Here is a 25607-nt window from a genome sequence, read left to right on the forward strand (position 1 = left end):
CAAGAAGGTCGAAAACGCTATGCGCTTAGAAAGCAAACCATCGAACCGGTGTTTGGGATCATCAAATCCGTCATGGGTTTTAGAACCTTTTCACTGCGAGGATTAGAGGCCGTAAAAGGGGAATGGTCACTTGTGTGTTTAGCCTGGAATATAAAACGCATGGGATCATTGCGTCTAAAGTAGGGGAAATAGGACAGAAAATCGCTCAAATATGCTAAAAATCACGTATTTTAAGGCAAAAAAGCCCATTTTGGGCCGGCTAGCGATTATTTGTCCGACAGGCTCCTAGGAGCTTTTTTAGCCGACATCAACTCATCATAGACACTTAATGCATTGCGTTCGCGCAATTGGTCATACATGGGTCGGTGCTGGTAGGCTGACATATCTAGGGATTCGGTGAGTTTATCTCGCACCACACCTTGGGCTATCGCACGCTTAACCTGTGCTTCCAAATCAAGAAAATAGTCATAGGTTTCATGCCTTAACTGTGCAAAGTTTGTCGCACCACCATGTCCAGGGATCACCAGCAAGCTATCCATATCACTCGAATGCTGTTCAACATAACGCTGCATCGCATCAAAGGATTGCAACCACTCCGAATAAGATGAGCCATGCAATAGACCAGGAATGCGCTCAACAAACCCTAAATCGCCCGTGAACAATAGATTTTTAGACGGAATAAACGCCCCTGTCATCGTTGGTGTATGGCCGCCACCAAAATTAATCAAGTGAATCTCATCCGCCGTATTAGGATTGAGTATTTTATGTTCATCAAAGGTTTTATAATGCTGACCCACATTGCGTACTGACTCAATTAAAAATGGGCCGTATTGCCTAACTCGCTGCACCGCACGCTCATAACCCTCTTCGGTCCAATATTTCGCCGCTTGGGTTTGCGAATAAAGCTCGCGTACGCCTTGTGCATACCAATAGCTTCCGCCTAGGTTAGCGTGAGATTGATAATTCTCGGCGGCAAGCCATTTAACGGGTTTAGACGTATGGCGCTTTAGTTTTTGGTGAAAGCTATAAGCCACAGCGGGATTGGAACCGGTGTTGTAAACAAACACCCCCGAATCAAGCTCAACAGCGGTGATATTATTATTTAACCCAAAATTCTCCAGCGTTCCCCACATCAGCGCACCCTTAACAAAAAACACGCCATCCGCAACGCGTTCTATGGCAGGAATGGTGAGTACATTGCCAATGTAGCCTTGCTGAACCACTAAACGCTCGTATTCTTGCGCATAATGCTCAATCGAGCTGCGCAATGCAGGGTCGGTTATTTGTTGCGCATAGTGTTTAAACGATGTTGACCAACTATCCTCAAAGCTCCAAGCAGCTGGTGCTAAGCTCGATATACCCAAACCAAGGCTAAGTGGAAGTAACCATCTTGTTTTCATTTTTGTATCCTCTATTTTTTATTAACATGTTCGATTACATGCCATAATCAATCTTAGGCGATATCCCGCGCGATTGCCAATCGCTATCAAGGATATTATTTGAAATAAGTTGACCCGGATATTTCATAAAGTTCACGCGCCCTCGCTGGTCTATTGATTCCCCAGCACTTTTTTCTCAGTCGGCTGTATGAATAACTACAGCGCTCCTTCGAAAAAAGCACTGGGAAACCAATATCCTGCGCGATCATCACGCGAATTTATGAATCGAAGAAAGCGTAGCTAAACATCCGGGTTAAAAGAGAGACGTTTATGCTCATATTAAAACAACTGCGTGCTATAACCCGCTTTGTGATGGTGTTCACGATGATGGGCTTATCCCATGCCGAAACGCGGTTTCAGATCGAACCTCTAGCCCAAAACCTGGGTGTGGTATGGGGAATGGATTTTATCAGCCCGACCCAACTGGTATTTACCCAGCGTTCTGGCGAAGCCGGTGTATTAGACATTCAAACGGGTTCCGTGTCTTGGCTGCAAGGAATACCTAAGGTTGCGGCCAGCGGACAAGGGGGATTGCTTGATGTTAAGTTCCTAGCGCAGGATAACGCCAACCAGGCCTGGTTGTATTTTACCTATAGTTCTCCGGATGAATTTGGTGCGCGTACGGCATTAGCACGCGCCCAACTGCCTGATTTAACCCGCTCGCGCACTCTCCACAACTGGCAAGACTTATTGATTACCCAATCCGATACCGCAAGCGGACAACATTTTGGTAGCCGAATCGCCTTCGACGATCAGGGTTATGTATTTTTTGGTATTGGAGATCGTGGCGAGCGCCAACAAAGTCAAAACAATCAAAACCATATCGGCACCATTATACGATTGCATTTAGACGGTCGTGTTCCGAAAGACAATCCATTTGTCGGTGATTCGCAAGCACGGGATGAGATTTGGAGCTACGGACATCGCAATCCGCAAGGCATGGCATTTGATGTTGCAACCGGTCGCTTATGGTCGAATGAGCATGGCCCTCGCGGTGGTGATGAAATCAATTTAATAAAGCCCGCTCAAAATTACGGTTGGCCCCTCGTATCGCTTGGCAAGGAATATTGGGGCGATCGCGCCATTGGCGTACACAGCAAACCAGGGATGGTAGATGCGGTCAAAGTATTTACACCATCGATTGCCCCCGGCAGTTTAATCGTGTATCGCGGAGATGCCTTCCCAGACTGGCAAGGCAGCTTGTTTTCCGGGGCGCTAGCGCTGCGCCATTTAAATCGTGTCACACTCAATGCACAAGGCGAAGCCATTGCCGAAGAACGCCTACTCACTGATCTTAACCAACGTATTCGCGCACTGGCTGTCGATGATCAGGGATGGATCTATATCAGTACCGACAGTGGTCAGATTCTGCGATTACGCCCCAAACACTAAGAGTACCGCCATTAAACCAAGGAAATGAGTAGCAACACAGAGCGAACCAACTTGCGTCATTGCTAACGAAGTGAAGCAATCTCTCAAACCATTGCACAACCTCAAGAGCCCCCGGCCTGCGCCGGGACGATAAACACCTTACTCACACCACGACCGCGCTTATCGGAAGCGGCGCTGAGCTTACCCTCTGGTGAAACGCTAATCAGTTGCAGATCACCAAAAAAAGACCGCGCCTCTAAGTTATACCCCATGGCTTTTAATGCGCTTGCCGTGTTAGGGTCTAGGGCTGGATGGTAACCTATTTGGTCTTGTGGCCAAAGTTGGTGGTGAACTCTATTCGCATCCACCGCCTGCTGGGCGGTCATATTAAATTCCACTTGATTGACCAGTGCTTGGAATACACTGGTGATAATGGTCGAACCGCCGGGTGTACCAAGTACGTGGCTGACTTGATTTTGCTTTATCAGCAGTGTCGGTGACATAGACGATAGCATGCGTTTACCCGGTTCAATCGCATTGGCTTCGCCACCGACAACACCGTATAGATTGGCCACTCCCGGCTTGGCTGAAAAATCATCCATTTCATTGTTCATCAAAAACCCTGCACCATCAATCACCACTCCATTGCCAAACGGCATATTGAGCGTAATGGTTGTCGATACCGCATTACCTTGAGCATCTTTAATTGAATAGTGAGTGGTTTGCTCTGACTCAACCAGGCCTGGTTGAATTGAATCGGTTTTAGAGATGGTTTTTGTGTTGATTTGTTGAGCGCGGGCTTGAAGATAAGCCGGATTGAGCAACGCCGCTGTTGGCACCTGATAAAAGTCGGGGTCCCCCAAGTATTCAGCGCGATCCGCATAGACGGGCTTCATAATTTCCGCCAGTAGATGAATGTACTCTGCGCTATTATGCGTTAATCCTTTAAAGGCGTGTGTTAAATTTTCTTTTAAGGTTAAAAGCTGAATCAGTGCGATACCGCCCGAACTGGGGGGTGGCGCGGATACCACCTCATAACCTAACCAATTTCCCGTTACCGGCTGACGCCACACGGCTTGGTAATTTGCAAGATCCTCCAAACTAATAAGCCCTTGATGCGCCTGCATTTGCTTAACAATTAGCTGTGCGGTTTCACCCTGATAAAAGTCTTTCACACCCTGCTGAGCGATGCGCTCAAGCGTTTGCGCTAGCTCGGGTTGCTTAAAGACCAACCCCGCTTCAAGGTCGCCAAAATAACGCGAAAAGTTAATCTCACTGGTTTTGTCCTGTGTCCATTGTTGATACCACTGCGCCGTTTGTGCCAGTTTAGGGTGAACTTCAAATCCATGCTGGGCTAAATGTATCGCAGGCGCTAGAAGTTGATGCCAATCGAGCTGACCATAACGCTGGTGAGCTTGCCAAAACCCCATCACACTGCCCGGCACACCTGAAGCTTGATAACTCAACAAGGACTTAAACGGAATCACCTCACCCTTTTCATCCAGATACAAATCGCGGTGCGCTAAAGCGGGCGCCGTCTCACGAAAGTCAAGAAACTGATTATCACCCTGATGATGAATCAGCATAAAGCCGCCGCCACCTAAGTTGCCCGCTTCGGGATAGGTGACCGCCAATACAAACCCTACCGCGACAGCCGCATCAATCGCATTACCGCCCTTCTCCATAATCGCTTTCGCTACCGCCGCTGAATATCGATCTGGCATCGCAATCGCCGCTTGTTGCGCCTGAGTGGTACTGGATAAAACAAGGGTGAGCGCGATAATTTTGAGTAGATTGCTTAACATTCCAGATCCTTGGTTGGGGTTAAAAATATTCAAAAACATCCTGCCTAATTGGTTTTGGAGCCTGATTCAGTGGGCTTATCACTGTTAAAAAAAAACGGTCATTGCGAGGAGCGGAGCGACGCGGCAATCTCTCAAGAGCGTGCTCCGTCTGCAAGAGATTGCCACGGCCTTCGGCCTCGCAATGACAGGTGATTTCTTGGCCTCGCAACGCGTGATTTTATTGGCCTCCCGATGCAAGTGATTTATAGCGTGTTACTACTAGCCCGGATATTTCATAAAGTTCACGCGCCCTCGCTTGTCTATTGATTCCCCAGCACTTTTTTCTCAGTCGGCTGTATGAATAACTACAGCGCTCCTTCGAAATAAGCACTGAGAAACCAATATCCTGCGCTATCATCACGCGAATTTATGAAACACCCGGGCTAGCTCCTTAAATGATACCAAAAACCTAAGATCACCATGGCTCTATCTTTCAGACAAACGCCATACTCGATTAATCCGTTACTCGCTCAAAAACTAAAAGCCTATCAACAAATGCGCTCGTATAGCGTATGATAAGCGGCTTAACAAAATCAAAACTAAAATCAAAGCAAAAAATCAAAGCAAAGGAAGCGATCTCATGGCAAACTGGACAGCCGGCTATGCAGCCGATGTGGACTATACATTTGGTTATTTTAAAGAGCTTAACCCACTGACACTTAAACTGGCGCTGATTGATGCAGGCATCACCCCGCCGCAAACCGGCACCGCTTGTGAGCTAGGCTTTGGTCAGGGCATGAGTATTAACATTCATGCCGCCGGCTCGTCAACCAAATGGTATGGAACCGATTTTAGTCCGACACAAGCTGGCTTTGCCCAACAAATGGCACAAGTATCTGAAAACCAAGCCCATTTATTTGACCAAGCCTTTGCTGACTTTGCCCAACGTGATGATCTGCCTGATTTTGATTATATTGCCCTTCATGGTATATGGAGCTGGGTATCAGATGAAAACCGAAAAACGCTAGTGGATTTTATTGCCCGCAAGCTGAAAGTAGGCGGTGCGTTATTCATTAGCTACAACGGTCCCGCAGGTTGGGCTAATATGATTCCGATTCGGCAGTTACTTAACCAACATGCTGAACACATGTCTACTCAAGGCGAAAACTCGGTTGAAAAAGTACGCGCCGCCTTCGATTTTGCAGAAAAGCTACTTGCACTTAACCCTGGTTATTTGCAGGCAAACCCGCAGGCTCTCAAAGCCTTTGATATTGTAAAAAATCAAGACCCCGTTTATCTAGCCCACGAATACTTCAGTGCCGACTGGAAGCCGATGGCCTTTTCAGACATGGCCAACTGGCTTGCCCCTACCAAATGCGACTATGTTTGCTCCGCCTATACGCTGGATCAGGTGAATGCGATTAACCTCACCGAAGCTGAAGAAATTCTGATTGGCCAACAAACCAACCCGATTTTCCGCGAAACCGTGCGCGATCTATGCATGAACCAACAATTCCGGCGTGATATTTGGGTGAAAGGACCACGCCCACTGGATCAGTTTGAGCAAATGGAACAGCTCATGGAGATTAAGCTGGTATTAATTCAAGTGCGCAGTGAAGTAGAGTTATCGGTCAATGGCATGCTCGGCCCGCTCAAACTCAAAGCCGAAACCTATAACCCTATCCTAGACTTCTTTGCTGACTATCAAGTCAAATCATTCCGCGAGCTATTGAGCGCGATGCAACCACTCGGCATTCCGTTTGAAAAGCTGATGCAAGCGGTGATGATTTTAACGGGCAAAAGCACCTTAGCACTGGCGCAAGATCCTGTTCAAATTGAACAAGCTCGCCATAAAACCGCCAAGCTTAATCAATTTATTTTGAAAAAAGCACGCGGCACAGATGGCCTAATGACCCTTGCCAGCCCAGTGACAGGCGGTGGCATAGAGCCTCAGGGTTATGAAATGTTATTTATGCTGGCTATGCAATATGGTCACAAAACGCCAGAAACCATGGCGCCCTTTGTATGGGGGCTATTGAAGCAACGCGGTATCGCACTCCACCGCCAAGGCGAATGGCTGCAAACCGATGCCGACAACATTGAAGAATTAGCAAACCAAATAGCGTATTTCTTAACCGAACCCGCAAAACTCTATCGCGCACTCGGCGTTATGTAACGCTTATGAGCTTAGCCTAACGAGCTGGGGTTTCATGCTGCTCTAGGGTTAAGGTCTGATGGGGCTTCAATATCATTTGTTGCCCCCTAACTTCAACCTTGACCGTTTGATAATCCATATCAATCACCTTCACCCCATCCTTCTCACTATGACGCGTTAGATACTGACCATTAATCCGCACCCGCATCTGACCATCGGTTCCCATCACCACCGACTCCACCTGCACCGTTAACGCAGGCGAATGACTCGCCGCCCAAACCGGCGCACTCACTAAACTGGCTAAACTGACAAAACTCGACAGAGCCGCTGCAACAAGTATTTTTTTATTCATCATCACTATTACTCCAAAGATTTGATTTCAACCTAAGTCAACAGCGCATAAGCATTGTTTTAGTCCGACAGGCTGTTAGTCTTTTGAAACACTATTAGATTATAGCACCAGAGAGAAAGAGGAATTCAGGACAAATCGAAGATAAAAAAACCCGGCTCAAGGCCGGGCTTAAAATTATCTATTTAAAAGATAACTAAAGGAGGATACTCATGAAGAAACATGAATGCGTATAGTTTATAAAAAAACCAATGGACTGTCAAATAAATTTTATACCAATATAAGATTAATCTATCATTCAAAATGAAATGCAGATTGAATAACAAGACTCGTCGCGCTTTATCGATGCTTTAACAACCCGCACCGTATCAACATTTCACCCGTTATTCATTGAAATTGTGGGGAACGACTGATACAAATTAACTTTCCTGCAAAACCCAAATTAAACGATTAGAAACAAGAAATGTTAAACAACTGAGAGGCATTTATTTATAGGATATTGGGATATTTAATTTATTGACAATAAAAAGAAAATGGGGTGGCCGACGGGGATCGAACCCGCGACAACAGGAATCACAATCCTGGGCTCTACCAACTGAGCTACGGTCACCATATTATGCGGCGTTTAAATGGTACGCCCAGCAGGACTCGAACCTGCAACCCTCGCCTTAGAAGGGCGATGCTCTATCCAGTTGAGCTATGGGCGCTCATTCGAACCTTTGGACTCGCTAACGAAAAAAACGCTAGCTTGAATTTGGTCGGAGTGGAGGGATTCGAACCCCCGACCACCTGTACCCAAAACAGGTGCGCTAGCCAGGCTGCGCTACACTCCGAGTTATCTTTTTAACTGGCCTAAGCCGTGCGTTTCAAGATGCGCGTATTGTATATAGCTACCCTCACCCTGTCAACAATCTTTGTTATTATTTTTGTAAATTTTATTATAAATTTTTGAATTAAATCCTTTCACCAAATCGGGTATCATAAAGCCTGTTGATTTTTAAGAACTTAAATGGATGAATTATGTCTGCAAACATTTTAGATGGTAAGGCGATTGCCGCTGAGTTACGCGCCGAAATTAAACAAGAAGTAGCGCAATTAGTAAATCAAGGTAAAACCCAACCAGGCCTGGCTGTTATATTGGTTGGAGAAAACCCGGCATCACAGGTTTATGTGCGCAATAAAAAGAATGCCTGCAAGGAAGTGGGATTTAATGATGTTGCTTACGACTTGCCAGCTTCAACCTCACAAGTTGAATTATTAAGCTTGATTGATGAGCTTAACCAGCGCGTTGATGTTCATGGTATTTTGGTGCAACTTCCCCTGCCCGACCATATTAGTGCCGAAACCGTGATTGAGCGCATTAATCCATTAAAAGACGTCGATGGCTTCCACCCTTATAATGTTGGTCGCTTGGCGACACGCATGACGAATCTTGCGCCTTGTACGCCGCATGGTGTGATGACGATGCTAGCTAAAACCGGCATTCCACTGCGTGGTTTAAATGCGGTTGTGGTCGGCGCATCGAATATTGTTGGCATTCCGATGGCATTAGAGCTTTTAAATGTGCGTGCCACGGTCACGGTTTGTCACAGTGCGACCAAAGACTTGGCGCAAAAAGTCTCTGAGGCTGATCTTGTGGTGGTGGGCGTTGGTATTCCCAACATGGTGAAGGGTGAATGGATTAAACCCGGTGCGATTGTGATTGATGTGGGCATTAACCGTTTAGACGATGGAAAATTATGTGGCGATGTTGAGTTTGACGTGGCTAAGGAAAAAGCCAGCTGGATTACCCCAGTTCCCGGCGGTGTGGGTCCCATGACGATTGCCACCCTATTGCAAAATACGTTGCAAGTGGCGAAATCTTAATCGTTATTGTCTATGGCTTTTATCAATGCGGATGTCGGTGAATCTTTTCACCATTGGACAATGGGACAAGACCAGGCGCTGATGCCTTGGATTGATGCGGTTAATATCGCCACCGGCTTTCATGCCGGTGACCCACTCACCATGGAGACTACCCTGCTCGATGCTCATCAACAAGGCTTGATGATTGCAGCACATCCAGGCTACGCCGATTTAATCGGCTTTGGTCGGCGCTCCCTGCCCTTTGAGCCACGAAAACTGGCGGCTGACTTACGTTATCAGTTAGGCGCATTCAAAGCTTGCGCGGATTACTGTGGCGCCGAGGTCAGCTACATTAAACCCCATGGTGCGCTTTATCATGACCTGATGCATAATCCAGATATATTTTGTCTGCTCACTGAGGTGGTGCAATCACTATTTGGCCACTTACCTATCATGGTGGCCAGTCTGCCAAAAACCCAGGCGCACCCATTAGACTGCTTGGCCACTCAGTATCAACAACCGCTGCTAAAGGAAGCATTTTTAGACCGTCATTACCTCGCTAATGGATTGTTAGTGCCTCGCAATCACACCAATGCGCTTGTCGAAACCGTTGAACAACTGACAACACGTTGGCTGCATTATCAGCAAACCGACTGCATCCAGACACTTGACCAGCAAGACCTGCCGATGCCTATTGATAGCTGGTGCCTGCATGGCGATCAGCCTCATGCGCTTGCCTTTGCTCAGGCATTGCATCCCGTACGTCAGGCACATTGAACCGTCCATGCCAAGATTTTCATTTCACTTTGAATGGCTCAATGAAACGCACCTGCGGCTGACTAGCAATCAAACACACGAAACCGAAGAAAACCAAGCAATCCATCTTGGACAGCTTGCCTGCCAGCTAAGACATAACGCGCCGCCTTTTATACGGCAAGCCGTGAGTGGTTTTTCACATCTGCTGATTGAGATTGAGCCCGCCATACCCGATAGTGAGCTTGAAAACTGGTTGAAAAACCAGATTGAGCAATTTAGTGCCGAAGAAACGAACCCTAGAATCTGGCGGATTGCGGTTGACTATAACGGCGAAGACCTTGCTGATGTGGCTAAGCAGCTTGGTCTGTCAGTGCAACAAGTCATCGAACGGCACACCCAAACGGCTTGGCGGGTTCAAGCCTTGGGTTTTGCCCCCGGATTTGCCTATATGGGCGATGCGCCACAGGCTTTACGATTACCCAGACGCGCCTCGCCGCGACAAGAGGTGCCAGCCGGTTCGGTGGCCTTGGCCGAGCAATTTAGTGCGATATATCCTGTTGCCTCCCCCGGCGGTTGGCACTTAATTGGTCGGACAGCACAGCCCGTTTTTGACTGGCTTCGCACACCTCCCGGCATTTTCCATTTAGGAGACAGTGTCCGCTTTTATGATATAAACAGTCCAAGCAACACTCCAAACAACACTCCAAGCAATCACCCGCGAGACACACGATGAAGATTAGCGTGATTCAAGCCGGTTGCCAAACCAGTCTTCAAGATGCAGGGCGACAGTTTTCTCAGCAAGACGCGCTAGCAAGCGCGGGCGTAATGGACGATTATGCGTTTCGCTGGGCCAATGCGCTGCTCGGCAACCCGCTTAATGCGCCAGTGATTGAAATTACCCAAGGCGGTGAACATTGGCAGATTGAACAGGACGGCGTGCTTGCTCTCTGTGGTGCCGATTTAGATAGTCACCTCAACCAAATACCGATAAAACCCTGGCAATCCTTTCGGGTTAAAACCGGCGATCAACTGATATTCAGAGGCCCCAAACACGGTTTGCGTGCCTATGTGGCAACGACCGGTGGCTGGCAAGCTGAGCGCTATTACAACTCCGCTAGTTGTGCATTACGCGAACACGCCAATGGCGGTTGGGGGTATTGGATTAAAAGCGGCGACCTCCTTGAATCCACCCAGCCCTCATTTAACCCTCAAGGCGCTTTTAACCAGCAACTCAGGCAAGTCTCATCGCCATATCAACCCCATTACCATAATCCAACTATTCCACTCATTTTAGATGCTCAAGCCAGCGGATTTAGGCCAGACGACAACCAGGCCTGGTTACAAACCCCAGCTAAGGTTCAAGCGGCTTCCAATCGCATGGGCATACGCTTAACCTGTCCCTATAAGCTTGAATGGCAAACACGCGCACCACTTTCTGAACCGACAGCGATGGGTGCGGTGCAAATCACCCCATCAGGTGACGCGATAGTATTAATGGCTGATCGTCAAACAATCGGCGGTTATCCAAAAATTGGCCATGTTAGCTGGTGGGGGCGAACGCTCCTCGCGCAAGCGCAACCTAACAACCTCATTCATTGGCAACCGATTGAACGCCCACAAGCAAAACAACAACAAACAAGCTGGTATCAATTTTGGCAGCACTGTATTAGCAATTAATCCAAGATTGCGCAAAATTTATACATTAAAATATTGAATTTTTAAAACTGAAAAAGAACCCTGACCATGTTAAAACTTATTGTTTCGCTAAGCCTGTCACTTAATCTGTTATGGGCGACAAGCCTGCAAGCCAACGAGCGCTACCTAGCTTTTGAGTCTGAAGAAATCACGGTTGAGCTTTATACCAATGACGAGGCTAACTGGCGATTTATTTGGCTTTACTCCCAATATGACGAGCTAATGCATTGGGAACAAGATTTTGTTCGAGAAATGCAACAAAAAGGGTTAGAGGTTTGGGCCACCGACATTTTAGGCTCACTGTTTTTAACACGCGGTTCAAATACCGTCAGAGCACTCAGTGGTGATAGCGTTGCCACAGTCATCGAAGCGGCTGAAGCCGCTTCGGCGCAAGATGGTAAGGGCATTATTCTATTAGGGTCAGAGCGCATGACAGGTCTGGCCTTAAAAGGCATACATGCCTGGCAAAACCTGCATCCTAACAAAGCAACCCACGTGAAAGGCGCCATATTATTATTTCCAAATCTATATGCCAATACCCCTGTCGCAGGCGAGGCACCTATTTGGGATCCGATTGTACAAGCCAGCCAAATCCCGGTGATGATTTTACAACCCGAACAAGGGGTGAGCCGCTGGTACGCGGGCATGCTGGCAACAGAACTTAACCAACAATACAATGCCACCTATACTTGGGTGCTGCCCGAGGTGAAAGACTACTTTCTTGCACCCTGGACAGAAGAACGCACAGCCGCTGAAACGCAGGCCATCGGGCTGTTACCCCAATTGTTTTTACAGGCGGCACACCAACTCGCGCGTCACGCCCCCGCGACACATCCAGCACAAACGATTGCGTTGGTCGAACCCAGCGAATCCAGTGACGCCCCCCTACACCATGCGCTGCCGCGCTTGCATGAATTTAGTGAACCCAAAGCGATGCCAAGTTTAAAGGGTATAACTTTTGATGGTAAATCGATGAATTTGGCGGATTGGCAAGGCAAGGTCGTGCTGGTGAATTTTTGGGCGACCTGGTGCCCACCTTGTGTCACCGAGATTCCCTCAATGAACCGGTTGCTGGCTAAATACCAAGCGCAAGGATTAGAAATTTTTTCTGTTGACTTTCAAGAAAGCGCGGAAGATATTGCGGAGTTTGCCAAACAGGTACCGATTGATTTCCCGGTATTATTGGATTTAGATGGTCGAATTTCAAAAGACTGGGGCGTGTTTTCCTTCCCGACCACCTTTGTCGTTGATCGGCAAGGACGTGTGCGTTACAGCTTAAATCAAGGGGTCGAGTGGGATATTCCTGAACTCGAAGCCCCATTAGTTGAGCTGTTAAACGAAGCCCTTGTGCGCTAGATAGGCTTCATAGTTGTCATTGAAGTCTTCGATACCTTCGGCCGACATGACCCATAAACGCTGCGCCAAAGAAGACACAAATTCGCGGTCATGGCTGACAAAAATCACCGTACCTGGATAGTCTTCCAGCGCCATGTTTAACGATTCAATCGACTCCATATCCATGTGATTAGTCGGCTCGTCCATCAGCAATACATTTGGCTTTTCCATCATCAGTTTACCAAACATCATCCGGCCTTTTTCACCACCTGACAAGACTTTAACCGACTTATCAATATCCTTTTGAGAGAAGAGCATACGCCCTAGGATTCCACGAATCGCCTGCTCGTCATCACCTGGCTTTTTCCATTGACTCATCCAATCAAACAGGCTCATGTCAATTGCAAATTCATGCGCATGATCCTGCGCATAATAGCCAACGCTGGCATTTTCAGCCCATTTTACCTTGCCCTCATCCAGCTCTAAATCACCGACCAACGCACGCAGCAAGGTGGTTTTACCTATACCGTTCGGGCCGATAATCGCCACTTTTTCGCCGGCCTCAACCGCCGCGCTAAAGCGTTTAAAAACCGGCGAGGTATCAAAGGTTTTGCTGGCGTTTTCACATTCAACCGCCAAACGGAACAGCTTCTTCTCTTGCTCAAACCGAATAAACGGATTCACTCTGCTTGAAGGCTTCACCTCAGCCAGCTCAATTTTATCAATTTGCTTGGCACGCGAGGTGGCTTGCTTGGCTTTTGAGGCATTGGCTGAGAAACGGCTCACGAAGGTTTTTAACTCTGCAATCTGGGCTTTTTTCTTGGCGTTATCCGACAACAACTGATCACGCGCCTGGGTCGAGGCGGTCATGTATTCATCATAGTTACCTGGATAAATCCGCAGGTCACCATAATCCAAATCGGCCATATGGGTACATACGCTATTCAGAAAGTGGCGGTCATGCGAAATAATAATCATCGTGCTGTTACGTGCATTTAAAATATTTTCTAGCCAACGAATCGTATTAATGTCGAGGTTGTTAGTCGGCTCATCCAATAACAAAATATCTGGATTTGAAAACAAAGCCTGCGCCAATAATACCCGCAGCTTCCAACCCGGCGCGACTTGTGACATAGGGCCATAATGCATATCCACCGGAATTTCTAGCCCCAACAACAACTCACCCGCACGCGCATCGGCGGTATAACCATCCATTTCACCAAATTCGACTTCAAGATCAGCCACTTTCAGGCCGTCTTCTTCCGACATCTCAGCCAGCCCATAAATACGGTCACGCTCTTTTTTAATTTCCCAAAGCTCAGCATGCCCCATAATCACGGTGTCAATCACGCTAAAGCTTTCATAGGCGAACTGATCCTGACGAAGCTTACCCAATCGCTCATTCGGGTCAAGCATCACTTGACCGGCTGTGGGTTCAAGATCACCGCCTAGTATTTTCATAAAGGTGGACTTGCCACAGCCATTGGCACCAATCAAACCGTAGCGATTACCGCCACCAAATTTAATCGAGATATTTTCAAAAAGCGGCTTTTCGCCGAATTGCATCGTAATATTTGCGGTATAAATCAAAGCATTATTTCCTGTTAAATCAAAGAAGAAGACGCATTCTACTCTTTTTAAGCGCAGAATGGACAGCGTTTAGTAAAGACAGGGCTACTTTACACCTTAATTGAATGTAAAGTAGATTTAAACCAGGTACATAGGAGCCTATCGGACTCAAGCCAGACTTTTTTTCGCCACGACCGGGGTTTAGCCAGACAGGCTGCTATGAATAGAGATTAAGCGACAGCTACACCAATTTCTTCCAGTTTTTTCGGCGATTTAATTTCATAATCCGCCATTTCATCAAACTGAAGATAACGATAAACATCATCCGCCATCGTATCAAGCATACTCACTTGCGCCATATATTCCTCAACTGTTGGAATTTTGCCCATCGCCGCAATCACCGCCGCTAGCTCCGCCGAACCTAAATAGACGTTAGCGTCATTACCCAAACGGTTTGGGAAGTTACGGGTTGAGGTTGAGAACACCGTCGCACCGTCTGCGACACGTGCTTGGTTACCCATACACAATGAACAACCCGGCATTTCAGTACGCGCACCGGTACGTCCAAAAGTGCTGTAGTAACCCTCCTCAATCAACTGACGCTCATCCATCTTCGTCGGCGGCGCAATCCATAATTTAGTCGGCACCGCACCCTTGATGTTTTCCAACACCTTACCGGCTGCGCGATAGTGGCCAATATTGGTCATACACGAACCAATAAACACCTCATCAATCTTCTCCCCTGAAACCTCAGATAATAACTTCACATCATCAGGGTCATTCGGGCAAGCCACAATCGGTTCTTTGATTTGATCCAAGTCGATTTCAATAATTTCGGCATACTGCGCATCGGCATCGGCTTCTAGCAACACAGGGCTATCAATCCACTTTTGCATTTCATCACGACGACGTAACAAGGTACGCGCATCTTGATAGCCGTTTTCTACCATCCACTCAATCAAACGAATATTCGACTTTAAGAACTCAATAATCGATGCTTCACCAAGCTTGACCACACAGCCATTGGCTGAACGCTCAGCCGACGCATCCGATAACTCAAACGCCTGCTCTACTTTCAAATCAGGCAAGCCTTCGATTTCTAGCACGCGACCGTTAAATACGTTTTTCTTACCTTTTTTCTCAACCGTCAATAAACCGCTTTGAATCGCTTGATAAGGAATCGCGTTGACTAAATCGCGCAGCGTAATACCCGGCTGCATCTTGCCTTTAAAACGCACCAAAACCGATTCAGGCATATTCAGCGGCATCACACCCAAGGTCGCACCAAACGCCACCAGACCTGATCCCGCTGGAAAAGAAATACCAATTGGGAAGCGCGTATGCGAATCACCACCGGTACCGACAGTATCAGGCAACAGCATACGATTTAACCAAGAATGGATTACCCCATCACCTGGGCGCAAAGACACACCACCACGGCTGGTCATGAAGTCCGGCAAACTATGCTGAAGTTTAATATCGACCGGCTTTGGATAAGCGGCCGTATGACAGAAGGACTGCAATACAAAATCGGCACTAAAACCTAAACAAGCCAGCTCTTTCATTTCATCACGCGTCATCGCGCCCGTTGTGTCCTGCGAACCTACGGTCGCCATATGCGGTTCACAATACACACCTGGACGCACACCCGCCACACCACAAGCCTGACCCACCATTTTTTGTGCCAGCGTATAACCATGGGTTGCGGTATCGCCATCCGTTGGGCGAATAAAATGCTCACTCGGTGGCAACTCAAGCGCCCGACGCGTTTTATCCGTTAAATCACGCCCAATGATTAAGGGCACACGTCCACCCGCACGCACTTCATCGGGCATGGTAATCGGGTCAAGCTTAAAGCTAGAAATCGTGTCCCCGGCTTCATTAGTGATTTTGCCTTCATAAGGATAGATATGAATCACATCGCCCATATTGAGCTGGCTGACATCACATTCAATCGGCAATGAACCTGAGTCTTCGGCGGTGTTAAAGAAAATCGGCGCAATTTTACCGCCCAATACCACACCACCTTGACGCTTGTTCGGTACATAAGGAATATCATCACCAAACCACCACATCACCGAGTTCATCGCGGATTTCCGTGAAGAGCCGGTACCGACCACATCACCGACATAGGCAACAGGATGCCCTTTTGCTTTTAATTCGGCAATAATCTGCGGCACGTTTTCCATTTTGGAGGCCAGCATTTCTATCGCATGCAAAGGAATATCAGGACGCGACCAAGCGGCGGTGGCGGGAGACAAGTCATCGGTATTGGTTTCGCCATCCACTTTAAATACAGTAACGGTGATTTTGTCAGCCAAGGGCTTACGATCCACAAACCAATCGGCATTCGCCCAAGATTCAACCACCTGTTTAGCATAGCTATTGCTATCGGCTTTTTCTAAAACGTCATGGTACGCATCATAGACAAGAAGGGTTTTTGACAAGGCTTTCATCGCGGTTTCCGCTACCGCTTTATTGGCGCTATCTAATAATTCAATCAAAGGCTGAACGTTATAGCCGCCCATCATGGTGCCTAATAAAAACGCGGCTTGCTCTGGCGCTATCGCCTCAACCTTCACGCTTTCTTTCGCTACATCGGCTAGAAAACTGGCTTTAACATAGGCCGCTTCATCGACCCCAGGCGGAACGCGATGGGTTAACAAATCCACCAACACAGACACTTCAGCCGGGTTAGGTTGCTTTAATAAATTGATGATTTCGGCAGTTTGTTGTGCATCCAAAGGTAACGCAGGAATGCCTTGCAACTCACGCTCAGCAACCAATTGACGATAAGCTTCTAACATAGATTATGCTCCATTTTTTGTTTTGCTCTCCAATAACAACCAACAGGATGCATTAAGAGAGTCATTAGATAGTCCTTAATTGCGATATAATATCACGATTTAACACATTTTATTAACAAGGAAGCCTTATGTCAGACGCTCTTTTTCTTTCTGAACTTACTGCAATCTCACCTGTAGACGGTCGTTATGGTAGTCGCCTCGGTGATTTAAAATCGATTTTCAGCGAATACGGTTTAATTAAAAATCGTGTGCGCGTTGAAGTCGCTTGGCTCAATATGCTTGCCAATCACCCAGGCATTCCTGAAGTCCCAACCTTCAGCCCAAAGGCGAAAGCCCATCTTCAACTATTAGTCGATAACTTTAGCCTAGAGATGGCCCAGCGCGTGAAAGAAATTGAGCGCACCACCAACCATGATGTTAAAGCAGTGGAATATCTCATCAAAGAGCACATGGCATCTGTTGAAGAGCTAGACAAGATCAACGAATTTGTCCATTTCGCCTGTACCTCAGAAGATATCAACAACCTATCCTACGCGCTGATGCTCAAAGAAGCACGCGAACAGGTCATCGTACCTCAAATGCAAAAACTGGTCGATGAGATTGCGCGTCAAGCGATTGAAATGGCGGGGATCCCAATGCTGTCTCGCACCCACGGACAACCTGCTTCGCCAACGACTGTGGGCAAAGAGTTTGCCAATGTCGCTTATCGCCTACAACGCCAAATCAAACAACTGATGCAAGTACAGGTGATGGGCAAAATCAATGGCGCAACCGGTAACTATAACGCCCACCTGTCGGCCTACCCTAGCATTAACTGGTATGAATTGAGCGAACAGTTTGTTCAGTCACTAGGCTTAGCCTGGAACCCTTACACCATTCAAATCGAACCCCATGACTATATCGCTGAATACTTCCACGCGATTTCACGCTTCAACACCATTTTGATCGACTTTGATCGTGATGTTTGGGGCTATATTGCACTGGGCTTCTTTAAACAAAAAACCGTGGCGGGTGAAATCGGTTCATCGACCATGCCACATAAGGTGAACCCGATTGACTTTGAAAACTCTGAAGGCAACCTGGGGATGGCGAATGCGATATTTGAACACCTAGCGCAAAAACTGCCGATTTCGCGCTGGCAACGTGACCTCACCGACTCAACCGTACTGCGTAACCTCGGTGTCGGTGTGGCGCATACCCAAATTGCACTGCAAGCCAGCATGAAAGGCCTAAGCAAACTTGAAGTCAATGAAGCCAAGCTCGCCCAAGATCTCGATGATAACTGGGAAGTATTGGCTGAAGCCATTCAAACCGTGATGCGCCGATATGGCATCGAAAAACCCTATGAGAAACTTAAAGACCTTACCCGAGGTCGCCGTGTAAATTCACAAATCATGCAAGAGTTCGTTGACCAATTAGACTTACCGGCTGAAGCTAAGCAAAACCTTAGAGAAATGACGCCAGCAAGCTACATTGGCAATGCGCAGCGCCAAGCCGAAACCATTGAGTTAGCCCTGACTATTCTTAAAGGTCGTTAATAAACCAACTCGATTCCTTAGCGATACTAAGGAATCGAACTCCCTCTACTTGCTTACTGCACTTCTTACTTAACCTTATTCAACCTTAATTAGCCTTATTAACCTTAATTAACCTTATCAGGAAACCCCAATGATTCATTTTAACCAAATCGATGCCAATACATTCCTAACCGAATACTGGCAAAAAAAACCGCTTCTGATCAAACAAGCCCTGCCCAACTTCATTAGCCCGATTAGCCCTGAAGAACTCGCTGGTCTTTCTCTTGAAGAAGAAGTCGAAAGCCGAATTGTCATTCAACAAGGTGAACAGGACTATGCATTGCGCAATGGGCCATTTAGTGAACAGGATTATGCGGGTCTGCCAGAAAAAAACTGGACACTGTTAGTCCAAGGCATGGATCGACTCATTCCTGAGGTTCAACAATTGCTCAATGAGTTTAATTTTATTCCACGCTGGCGCATTGACGACATTATGATTAGCTATGCCACCGAAGGCGGCAATGTCGGCCCGCACTTTGATCATTATGATGTGTTTTTACTTCAGGCGGCTGGTTCACGTAAATGGATGCTGAGCGCGCAAGACTGCGAGCTAGACAACTATTTAGAAAACACGCCTCTGCGCCTGATGCGCAAGTTTGAAATCGAAGAAGAATACACCCTTGAAGCCGGTGATATTTTATACCTGCCACCAAAATGGGGACATCACGGCGTGGCGCTCGACGATAACTGCATGACCTACTCGATTGGCTACCGCAGCTATAAAGGCCAAGAGCTATTTGACAGCTTCGGTGACTATTTATCGGAAAACAATCTTTTCAATCAAATGTATCAAGATCCCAGTTGGCAAAATACCCAGACAGGCGAAATTAACAACCAGGCCTGGTTAAATGCTAAACAACTGATTCTCAGCGCACTCAATGATGACCAAGCCATCCAGCATTGGTTTGGTCGCTTTGCCACCCAGTTAGATCAAAACGCGCATAACGCGCTACCTGAACCTCTGAATGAAGATGAAGCTGCCGACCTAGACACTTTTATCAATGCACTCAAACAAGTGGATTATCTAGAACGAGACCCGGTTTGTCGCTTTGCATTTCAACGGATCAACGATGGCTGTGTGCTTTATATTAATGGATTTGAATGGCCGACAGACGGTTTAGCCGATGGCGTGATAATGCAAGTGGCCAATCAAGACCGTATCCATGCGGATACCTTGCAACGCTGGAGCAAGCAACGAGTTGTTGCTGAATGGCTATATCAGCTATGGCTAAGACAGTTTATAGTATTGCCAGAAGACGAAGAACAAGCGGAATGTTTCGATGGCGAAGCCTGATTAACCAGGATATTCCATAAAGTTAAGAAAAACCTCGTCATTGCGAGGAGCACAGCGACGCGGCAATCTCTCAAGGGCGTGCACAATCTGAAAGAGATTGCCACGGCCTTCGGCCTCGCAATGACACGTGATTTTTGGAATGATTGTGCCGCAAACTCAAGAAAAACCTCGTCATTGCGAGGAGCGCAGCGACGCGGCAATCTCTCAAGGACATGCTCTGTCTGCAAGAGATTGCCACGGCCTTCGGCCTCGCAATGATACATGATCGGGCTATTCACATTTTGAGTTTATTTAAGGCAATAAAAAAGCCCCAAGTTCAATTGAACTTGGGGCTTTTAAATGTTGGCGGAGCGGACGGGGCTCGAACCCGCGACCCCCGGCGTGACAGGCCGGTATTCTAACCAACTGAACTACCGCTCCAATTTGGTGGGTGCTGAGGGGTTCGAACCCCCGACCCTCGCCTTGTAAGGGCGATGCTCTCCCAGCTGAGCTAAGCACCCGTTGAAACGTTTTTAACTCTCACGAGTTAATTGCAACTTGTCACCGTTGCAATAAAAAAGCTAGCAATGCTAGCCTTTTGAATTGGCGGAGCGGACGGGGCTCGAACCCGCGACCCCCGGCGTGACAGGCCGGTATTCTAACCAACTGAACTACCGCTCCAATTTTGGTGGGTGCTGAGGGGATCGAACCCCCGACCCTCGCCTTGTAAGGGCGATGCTCTCCCAGCTGAGCTAAGCACCCGTTTATTCTTTAAACAACATTTAAAGACCATTCTTTAAACGCTAGACCTTAGTCTAGTGCGTTTCAGCTAGTTGCCGTTACGCTTGTTTGATGCGCGTATTATAAAGAGCTGGGGCGCATTGTCAACAACATTTATAATATTTTTTAACAAAATTTAATAAAATTAGTTAACCGCATCTTTCAATGATTTACCCGCTGCAAACTTTGGCACTTTAGCGGCAGGAATCTGCATCTCTGCACCCGTTTGTGGGTTACGGCCTGTACGTGCTGAACGCTCACCTACCTTAAATGTACCGAAACCAATGATGGCGACTTGATCACCCTTGCTCATGGCTTCCGTGATTGACGACACGGTTGCTTCAAGTGCCGCGGCCGCTTGTGCTTTCGTTAAATCAGCTTTCTCTGCGATTGCGCTTACTAATTCAGATTTATTCATGTTTTACACTCCATTGAAAAAAAATTTACTGCCATCCAAGTGGACTAACGCATTTATAGCAATCGACACCTCAGTGTGTCAAGCAAAATACTTTAAAACCGCTATTTAATGCGCTTTTTGTTCATCCATGACAACATTTGCCAACTTATTCACACCATAAACACCCGCCAGTTCCTCCTCAAAGGTGATCGCTTGTGGCTGACTAACCAAAGCCTCATTCAACACCTCATCAATCCAGTGAACAGGCTTAATCTCTAACTGTGATGTAATTTCAGAAGAGATATCGGCTAAATCTCGCACGTTATCGTGTGGGATTAAAACTGTTTTAATCCCACCACGCAATGCCGCCAATAACTTTTCTTTCAGCCCACCAATCGGTAATACCTCCCCCCTCAGTGTAATTTCGCCTGTCATAGCGACATCGGCTCTGACAGGTATCTGCGTTAAGCTTGAGGTAATCGCTGTACAAACTGCAATGCCAGCACTCGGACCATCCTTTTTGGTTGCGCCATCTGGAAAATGCAGATGCAAATCTATTTTTTCATAAAAATCGGGGGCCAAACCCAAACTGCTTGAACGACTGCGAATCACGCTCATCGCGGCCTGAACCGACTCAGACATCACACTGCCGAGTTGCCCCGTACTTTCTAACTTTCCCTTACCCGGCATAACAGTGGATTCAATCTTCAACAAATCGCCTCCTACTCGCGTCCAAGCTAAACCGGTAACCTGCCCAATTTGATTATCAATACTTGCCAAACCAAAACGATACTTAGCCACGCCCAGGTAATCCTCAAGGTCGCCATCATCAACGTAAACAGGCGATTTTTTAGAACCATCTAACAAGCATTTGACCACTTTTCGACAAATTTTAGCAATACTTCGATCCAAATCGCGAACACCCGCCTCACGCGTATAAACCTGAATAATGCGCTTAATCGCCTGCTCGGTAATCGTCAGCTCGTCTAATTTCAACCCATGATCTTGCATTTTTTTGCTCACAAGATACTGCATAGCAATATTAATTTTTTCTGGCTCGGTATAGCCTGATAAATTAATGACCTCCATTCTATCGAGTAACGCTTCTGGAATATCCATCGAATTAGACGTCGCAATAAACATGACATCCGACAAATCATAGTCAACTTCTAAATAATGATCACTAAATGTAGCATTTTGTTCAGGATCTAACACCTCTAACAAGGCGCTCGCGGGATCACCGCGTGAATCGGACGACATTTTATCAACCTCATCCAACAAAAAAAGCGGATTCACTGTGCCTGCTTTTGCCATTTTTTGCATTATTTTGCCAGGCAACGCCCCCACATAGGTTTTACGATGCCCACGTATCTCTGCTTCGTCACGCACACCGCCTAATGCCATACGAATATACTGACGATTCGTTGCCTCTGCAATCGAGCGTGCCAAAGTAGTCTTGCCCACACCAGGCGGGCCCACCAAGCAAAGAATCGAACCTTTTATTTTCTTAACCCGCTGTTGAACAGCCAAATACTCAACAATACGCTCTTTAACTTTTTCTAAACCATAATGCTGTTGATCGAGTATTTTTTCTGCCTTTAACAAGTCTTTCGACACTCTTGAACGTTTTTTCCAAGGTACTTGTATCAACCAGTCTAAATAGGTTCGTACAATATTCGCCTCAGAAGACTGAGTCTGCATTTGCTTGAGTTTTTTAAGCTCCGCTAGCGCCTTTTTCTCAATATCTGCCGGCATCTGCGCTTGTTTTATCTTTGCACTCAGGCTTTCGAACTCATCTTCGCCGTCTTCATCACGGCGCAACTCTTTGTGAATCGCCTTAATCTTTTCATTTAAATAAAATTCACGCTGTGTACGATCCATTTGACTCTTCACGCGCATCGTAATACGTTTTTCAGATTCAATTAAATCAACATCTTCCTCAATATAAGCTAACAACTGCTCCATTCGCGCATTAATCGAGACCGAAGACAATAAAGATTGCTTTCTATCCATTGTTAGCGCCATATTCGCACCAATCAAATCAACTAAACGATTCGCGTCCTCACAGCGCTCAATCGACTCCTTCACCTCAGAAGGTAGCTTTTTACGCAACCCAGCAAGATAAAGAAAACGTTCACGCAACAAACTAGCTAACGCACGGGTTTGTCCGTCTGGCCCTTGGTCTTGCTCTAAAGCCGCAATATCGGCCTCTAAAAACCCATTATTATGAGTAAGATTAATCAACTCAAAACGCTGCAACCCTTCAACCAATACTTTTACTGTTCCATCAGGTAGTTTCAGCGTCTGTAAAATATTAGCCAGCGTTCCTACCTCATACAAATCGGTTGCTTCAGGTGCTTCCTGCTCAGGACTCTTCTGGGCAATCAAAAATAGCTGCCTATCTCGTCTTTGTGCTTCAAAAACAGCACTCATAGACTTAGCACGCCCAACAAACAAGGGCATTACCGAACCAGGAAACACAACCACATCGCGCAGTGGCATGACCAACACATTCATCTTCATTGCGATTTGATTAATATCCATAAACACTCTTCTTTAGAATAAAAAACCCAGACAAGCTGGGTTTTAATCAAAATATTAAGCCATTATTCACTCGCTGCCTTAGCAACATCATAGTAAACCACCATCGGCGGCTTTTTACCCTGAATAACCGACTTATTCACCACGACCTTTTCAACATGGGTCATGCTAGGTAAATCATACATAGTATCTAACAAAACCTGTTCTAAAATAGAGCGTAACCCACGCGCACCGGTTTTACGAGCAATCGCAAGTTTGGCAATTTCAGCCAACGCATCATTTCTAAATTCTAGCTTCGCGCCTTCAAGCTCAAACATTTTCTGGAACTGCTTAATCAATGCATTTTTTGGCTGCGTTAAAATCTGCACCAACGCATCTTCATCCAACTCTGTCAGCGACGCGATCACAGGTAAACGTCCAACGAACTCAGGAATCAAACCAAACTTGGTCAAATCTTCTGGTTCAATCTCCGCAAACTTCTGCGTGAGTGTCTTTGCTTTATCCTTTGATTTTATATCGGCCGAAAAACCAATTCCTAAATTCTTTTCTGTGCGCTGCTCAATGACCTTATCCAAACCTTCAAATGCGCCGCCGACAATAAATAAAATTTTAGACGTATCAACATAAATCATCTCTTGATTGGGATGCTTGCGTCCACCTTGTGGAGGCACCGCCGCTTGGGTACCCTCAATCAACTTCAACAAAGCTTGCTGCACCCCCTCACCCGATACATCACGCGTAATTGACGGGTTTTCCGATTTACGGGTTATTTTATCGATCTCATCAATATAAATAATGCCACGCTCCGCTTTAGCCGGGTCATTATCGCAGCGCTGTAGCAATTTGAGTACAATACTCTCCACATCCTCACCGACATAACCCGCTTCCGTCAACGTGGTCGCATCCGCAATCGCAAAAGGGACATCTAGCAAACGCGCCATGGTCTGAGCTAACAGTGTTTTACCCGAACCTGTCGGACCAATTAACAAAATATTACTTTTAGTTAACTCAACATCATCTGCATTATTCGCGTTCTGTAGTCGACGGTAGTGATTATAAACAGCAACAGACAATACCTTTTTTGCCTTTTCCTGACCAATCACATAATCATCCAAAATAGCGCTAATTTCACGCGGTGTCGGTAAGTGATCCAAGTCAAATGTTTGGTTAATTTCCTCACCCAACTCTTCAATTAAAATATCATTACACAACTCAATACATTCATCACAAATATATACGGAAGGGCCCGCAATCAACTTGCGCACTTCATCCTGACTTTTACCGCAAAATGAGCAGTACAGCATTTTCTCTTTCATAACGTCTCTCAATCCTAGCGGTTATGCAATACTTGATCAACCAAACCATACTCCATTGCACGTTCTGCGCTCATAAAGTTATCACGATCGGTATCGTTTTCAATCACTTCGATGGGTTGCCCAGTATTTTCAGCCAAGGCACGATTCAATTTATCTTTAATATACAATATTTCACGTGCATGTATTTCAAAATCACTCGCTTGACCTTGAAATCCGCCCAGTGGCTGATGAATCATCACGCGTGAATTAGGTAAAGCAAAACGTTTCCCCTTGGTACCTGCGGCTAACAAAAACGAACCCATGCTCGCCGCTTGCCCCATCACCATGGTCGACACATCTGGCTTGATAAAGCGCATCGTATCATAAATCGCCATGCCTGCAGTGACACTACCACCGGGGGAGTTTATATAAAGATGGATATCTTTTTCTGGGTTCTCTGCTTCCAAAAAAAGCATTTGCGCGACAATTAAGTTCGCCATATGGTCTTCAACCTGACCCACTAGAAAAATGACACGCTCTTTTAGTAAACGTGAATAGATGTCATAGGCACGCTCACCCCGACTGGTTTGCTCAACCACCATCGGCACTAACGCGTTACTAATTACAGATGTATTCATT

The 25607-nt window shown here is 46.6% G+C and carries 19 protein-coding genes and 7 tRNA genes; 10 read left to right on the forward strand and 16 right to left on the reverse strand.

Annotation, left to right across the window (positions count from 1 at the left end; genetic code table 11):
• Positions 1-183: transposase (locus tag NA59_RS05415; RefSeq protein ID WP_044409206.1), on the forward strand; the 183-nt coding region annotated here is incomplete at its 5' end.
• Positions 184-266: 83 nt separating this feature from the next.
• Here NA59_RS05415 and NA59_RS05420 read toward each other — a convergent pair.
• Positions 267-1400: an MBL fold metallo-hydrolase gene (locus NA59_RS05420; RefSeq protein WP_044409209.1), complete on the reverse strand. Its 1134-nt coding sequence runs from the start codon at positions 1398-1400 to the stop codon at positions 267-269.
• A 309-nt stretch (positions 1401-1709) separates the two neighbouring features.
• Here NA59_RS05420 and NA59_RS05425 point away from each other — a divergent pair, with 309 nt between their 5' ends.
• Positions 1710-2831, forward strand: a complete 1122-nt coding sequence (locus NA59_RS05425; RefSeq protein WP_083944975.1) for a PQQ-dependent sugar dehydrogenase — start codon at positions 1710-1712, stop codon at positions 2829-2831.
• A 101-nt stretch (positions 2832-2932) separates the two neighbouring features.
• Here NA59_RS05425 and ggt read toward each other — a convergent pair whose 3' ends face one another.
• The gene (gene ggt, locus NA59_RS05430) at positions 2933-4615 is read right to left on the reverse strand and encodes a gamma-glutamyltransferase (protein WP_083944976.1); all 1683 of its coding nucleotides are present in this window, start codon (positions 4613-4615) and stop codon (positions 2933-2935) included.
• A 619-nt stretch (positions 4616-5234) separates the two neighbouring features.
• Here ggt and NA59_RS05435 point away from each other — a divergent pair.
• Positions 5235-6770, forward strand: coding sequence for a class I SAM-dependent methyltransferase (locus NA59_RS05435; RefSeq protein WP_044409215.1), 1536 nt, complete (start codon positions 5235-5237; stop codon positions 6768-6770).
• Between the two features lie 16 nt (positions 6771-6786).
• Here the strand turns inward: NA59_RS05435 and NA59_RS05440 are convergent, their stop codons facing one another.
• The 4 genes from NA59_RS05440 to NA59_RS05455 form a co-directional block, all read right to left on the reverse strand.
• A complete protein-coding gene (locus NA59_RS05440; RefSeq protein WP_052501481.1) occupies positions 6787-7104 on the reverse strand; it encodes a hypothetical protein in 318 nt (105 codons plus the stop codon).
• A 528-nt stretch (positions 7105-7632) separates the two neighbouring features.
• Positions 7633-7708: transfer RNA gene (locus NA59_RS05445), tRNA-His, on the reverse strand.
• Positions 7709-7728: 20 nt separating this feature from the next.
• Positions 7729-7805: transfer RNA gene (locus NA59_RS05450), tRNA-Arg, on the reverse strand.
• A gap of 48 nt (positions 7806-7853) precedes the next feature.
• Positions 7854-7931 (reverse strand) — tRNA-Pro (locus tag NA59_RS05455).
• A gap of 187 nt (positions 7932-8118) precedes the next feature.
• On the opposite strand from NA59_RS05455, the gene folD reads away from it, so the two are divergent.
• The 5 genes from folD (at position 8119) to NA59_RS15510 (ending at position 12750) form a co-directional block, all read left to right on the forward strand.
• Positions 8119-8964, forward strand: a complete 846-nt coding sequence (gene folD, locus NA59_RS05460) for a bifunctional methylenetetrahydrofolate dehydrogenase/methenyltetrahydrofolate cyclohydrolase FolD (RefSeq protein ID WP_044409218.1) — start codon at positions 8119-8121, stop codon at positions 8962-8964.
• Positions 8965-8976: 12 nt separating this feature from the next.
• A complete protein-coding gene (locus NA59_RS05465; protein ID WP_044409221.1) occupies positions 8977-9720 on the forward strand; it encodes a 5-oxoprolinase subunit PxpA in 744 nt (247 codons plus the stop codon).
• A 7-nt stretch (positions 9721-9727) separates the two neighbouring features.
• Entirely contained in the window at positions 9728-10432 is a 705-nt protein-coding gene (locus NA59_RS05470) for a 5-oxoprolinase subunit B family protein (protein ID WP_052501482.1), read from the forward strand.
• Positions 10429-11376 (forward strand): 5-oxoprolinase subunit C family protein, encoded by a 948-nt coding sequence (locus NA59_RS05475; protein ID WP_052501483.1) that lies wholly within the window; start codon positions 10429-10431, stop codon positions 11374-11376. The genes NA59_RS05470 and NA59_RS05475 overlap by 4 nt, the downstream gene beginning before the upstream one ends.
• Positions 11377-11442: 66 nt before the next feature.
• Positions 11443-12750, forward strand: coding sequence for a TlpA family protein disulfide reductase (locus NA59_RS15510; RefSeq protein ID WP_052501484.1), 1308 nt, complete (start codon positions 11443-11445; stop codon positions 12748-12750).
• On the opposite strand, the gene NA59_RS05485 is transcribed toward NA59_RS15510, so the two are convergent.
• Positions 12727-14319, reverse strand: a complete 1593-nt coding sequence (locus NA59_RS05485; protein WP_044409224.1) for an ABC-F family ATPase — start codon at positions 14317-14319, stop codon at positions 12727-12729. The two genes, NA59_RS15510 and NA59_RS05485, sit on opposite strands and share 24 nt — an antisense overlap.
• 209 nt (positions 14320-14528) lie before the next feature.
• Positions 14529-17105 (reverse strand): bifunctional aconitate hydratase 2/2-methylisocitrate dehydratase, encoded by a 2577-nt coding sequence (gene acnB / locus NA59_RS05490; protein ID WP_044409227.1) that lies wholly within the window; start codon positions 17103-17105, stop codon positions 14529-14531.
• Between the two features lie 128 nt (positions 17106-17233).
• Here acnB and purB point away from each other — a divergent pair, with 128 nt between their 5' ends.
• The gene (gene purB / locus NA59_RS05495; RefSeq protein WP_044409230.1) at positions 17234-18643 is read left to right on the forward strand and encodes an adenylosuccinate lyase; all 1410 of its coding nucleotides are present in this window, start codon (positions 17234-17236) and stop codon (positions 18641-18643) included.
• A 130-nt stretch (positions 18644-18773) separates the two neighbouring features.
• Positions 18774-19976, forward strand: a complete 1203-nt coding sequence (locus NA59_RS05500; protein ID WP_044409232.1) for a cupin domain-containing protein — start codon at positions 18774-18776, stop codon at positions 19974-19976.
• 343 nt (positions 19977-20319) lie between these two features.
• Here the strand turns inward: NA59_RS05500 and NA59_RS05505 are convergent.
• The 8 genes from NA59_RS05505 to clpP form a co-directional block, all read right to left on the reverse strand.
• Positions 20320-20396, reverse strand: a tRNA-Asp gene (locus tag NA59_RS05505).
• Between the two features lie 4 nt (positions 20397-20400).
• Positions 20401-20476 (reverse strand) — tRNA-Val (locus tag NA59_RS05510).
• A gap of 83 nt (positions 20477-20559) precedes the next feature.
• A tRNA-Asp gene (locus NA59_RS05515) sits at positions 20560-20636 on the reverse strand.
• 5 nt (positions 20637-20641) lie between these two features.
• Positions 20642-20717 (reverse strand) — tRNA-Val (locus tag NA59_RS05520).
• Positions 20718-20880: 163 nt separating this feature from the next.
• A complete protein-coding gene (locus NA59_RS05525; RefSeq protein ID WP_044409235.1) occupies positions 20881-21153 on the reverse strand; it encodes an HU family DNA-binding protein in 273 nt (90 codons plus the stop codon).
• A 105-nt stretch (positions 21154-21258) separates the two neighbouring features.
• Complete coding sequence (gene lon / locus NA59_RS05530; protein WP_044409238.1) at positions 21259-23676, reverse strand: endopeptidase La; 2418 nt, start codon at positions 23674-23676, stop codon at positions 21259-21261.
• Between the two features lie 62 nt (positions 23677-23738).
• Positions 23739-24989 (reverse strand): ATP-dependent Clp protease ATP-binding subunit ClpX, encoded by a 1251-nt coding sequence (gene clpX / locus NA59_RS05535; protein WP_044409241.1) that lies wholly within the window; start codon positions 24987-24989, stop codon positions 23739-23741.
• A 14-nt stretch (positions 24990-25003) separates the two neighbouring features.
• Positions 25004-25606 carry an ATP-dependent Clp endopeptidase proteolytic subunit ClpP gene (gene clpP / locus NA59_RS05540; RefSeq protein WP_044409244.1) on the reverse strand — a complete coding sequence of 201 codons (603 nt, stop codon included), beginning with the start codon at positions 25604-25606 and terminating at the stop codon, positions 25004-25006.
• Between the last annotated feature and the right edge of the window lies 1 nt (position 25607).

Source organism: Thiomicrospira microaerophila (genome assembly GCF_000934765.1).
Lineage (GTDB): Bacteria > Pseudomonadota > Gammaproteobacteria > Thiomicrospirales > Thiomicrospiraceae > Thiomicrospira > Thiomicrospira microaerophila.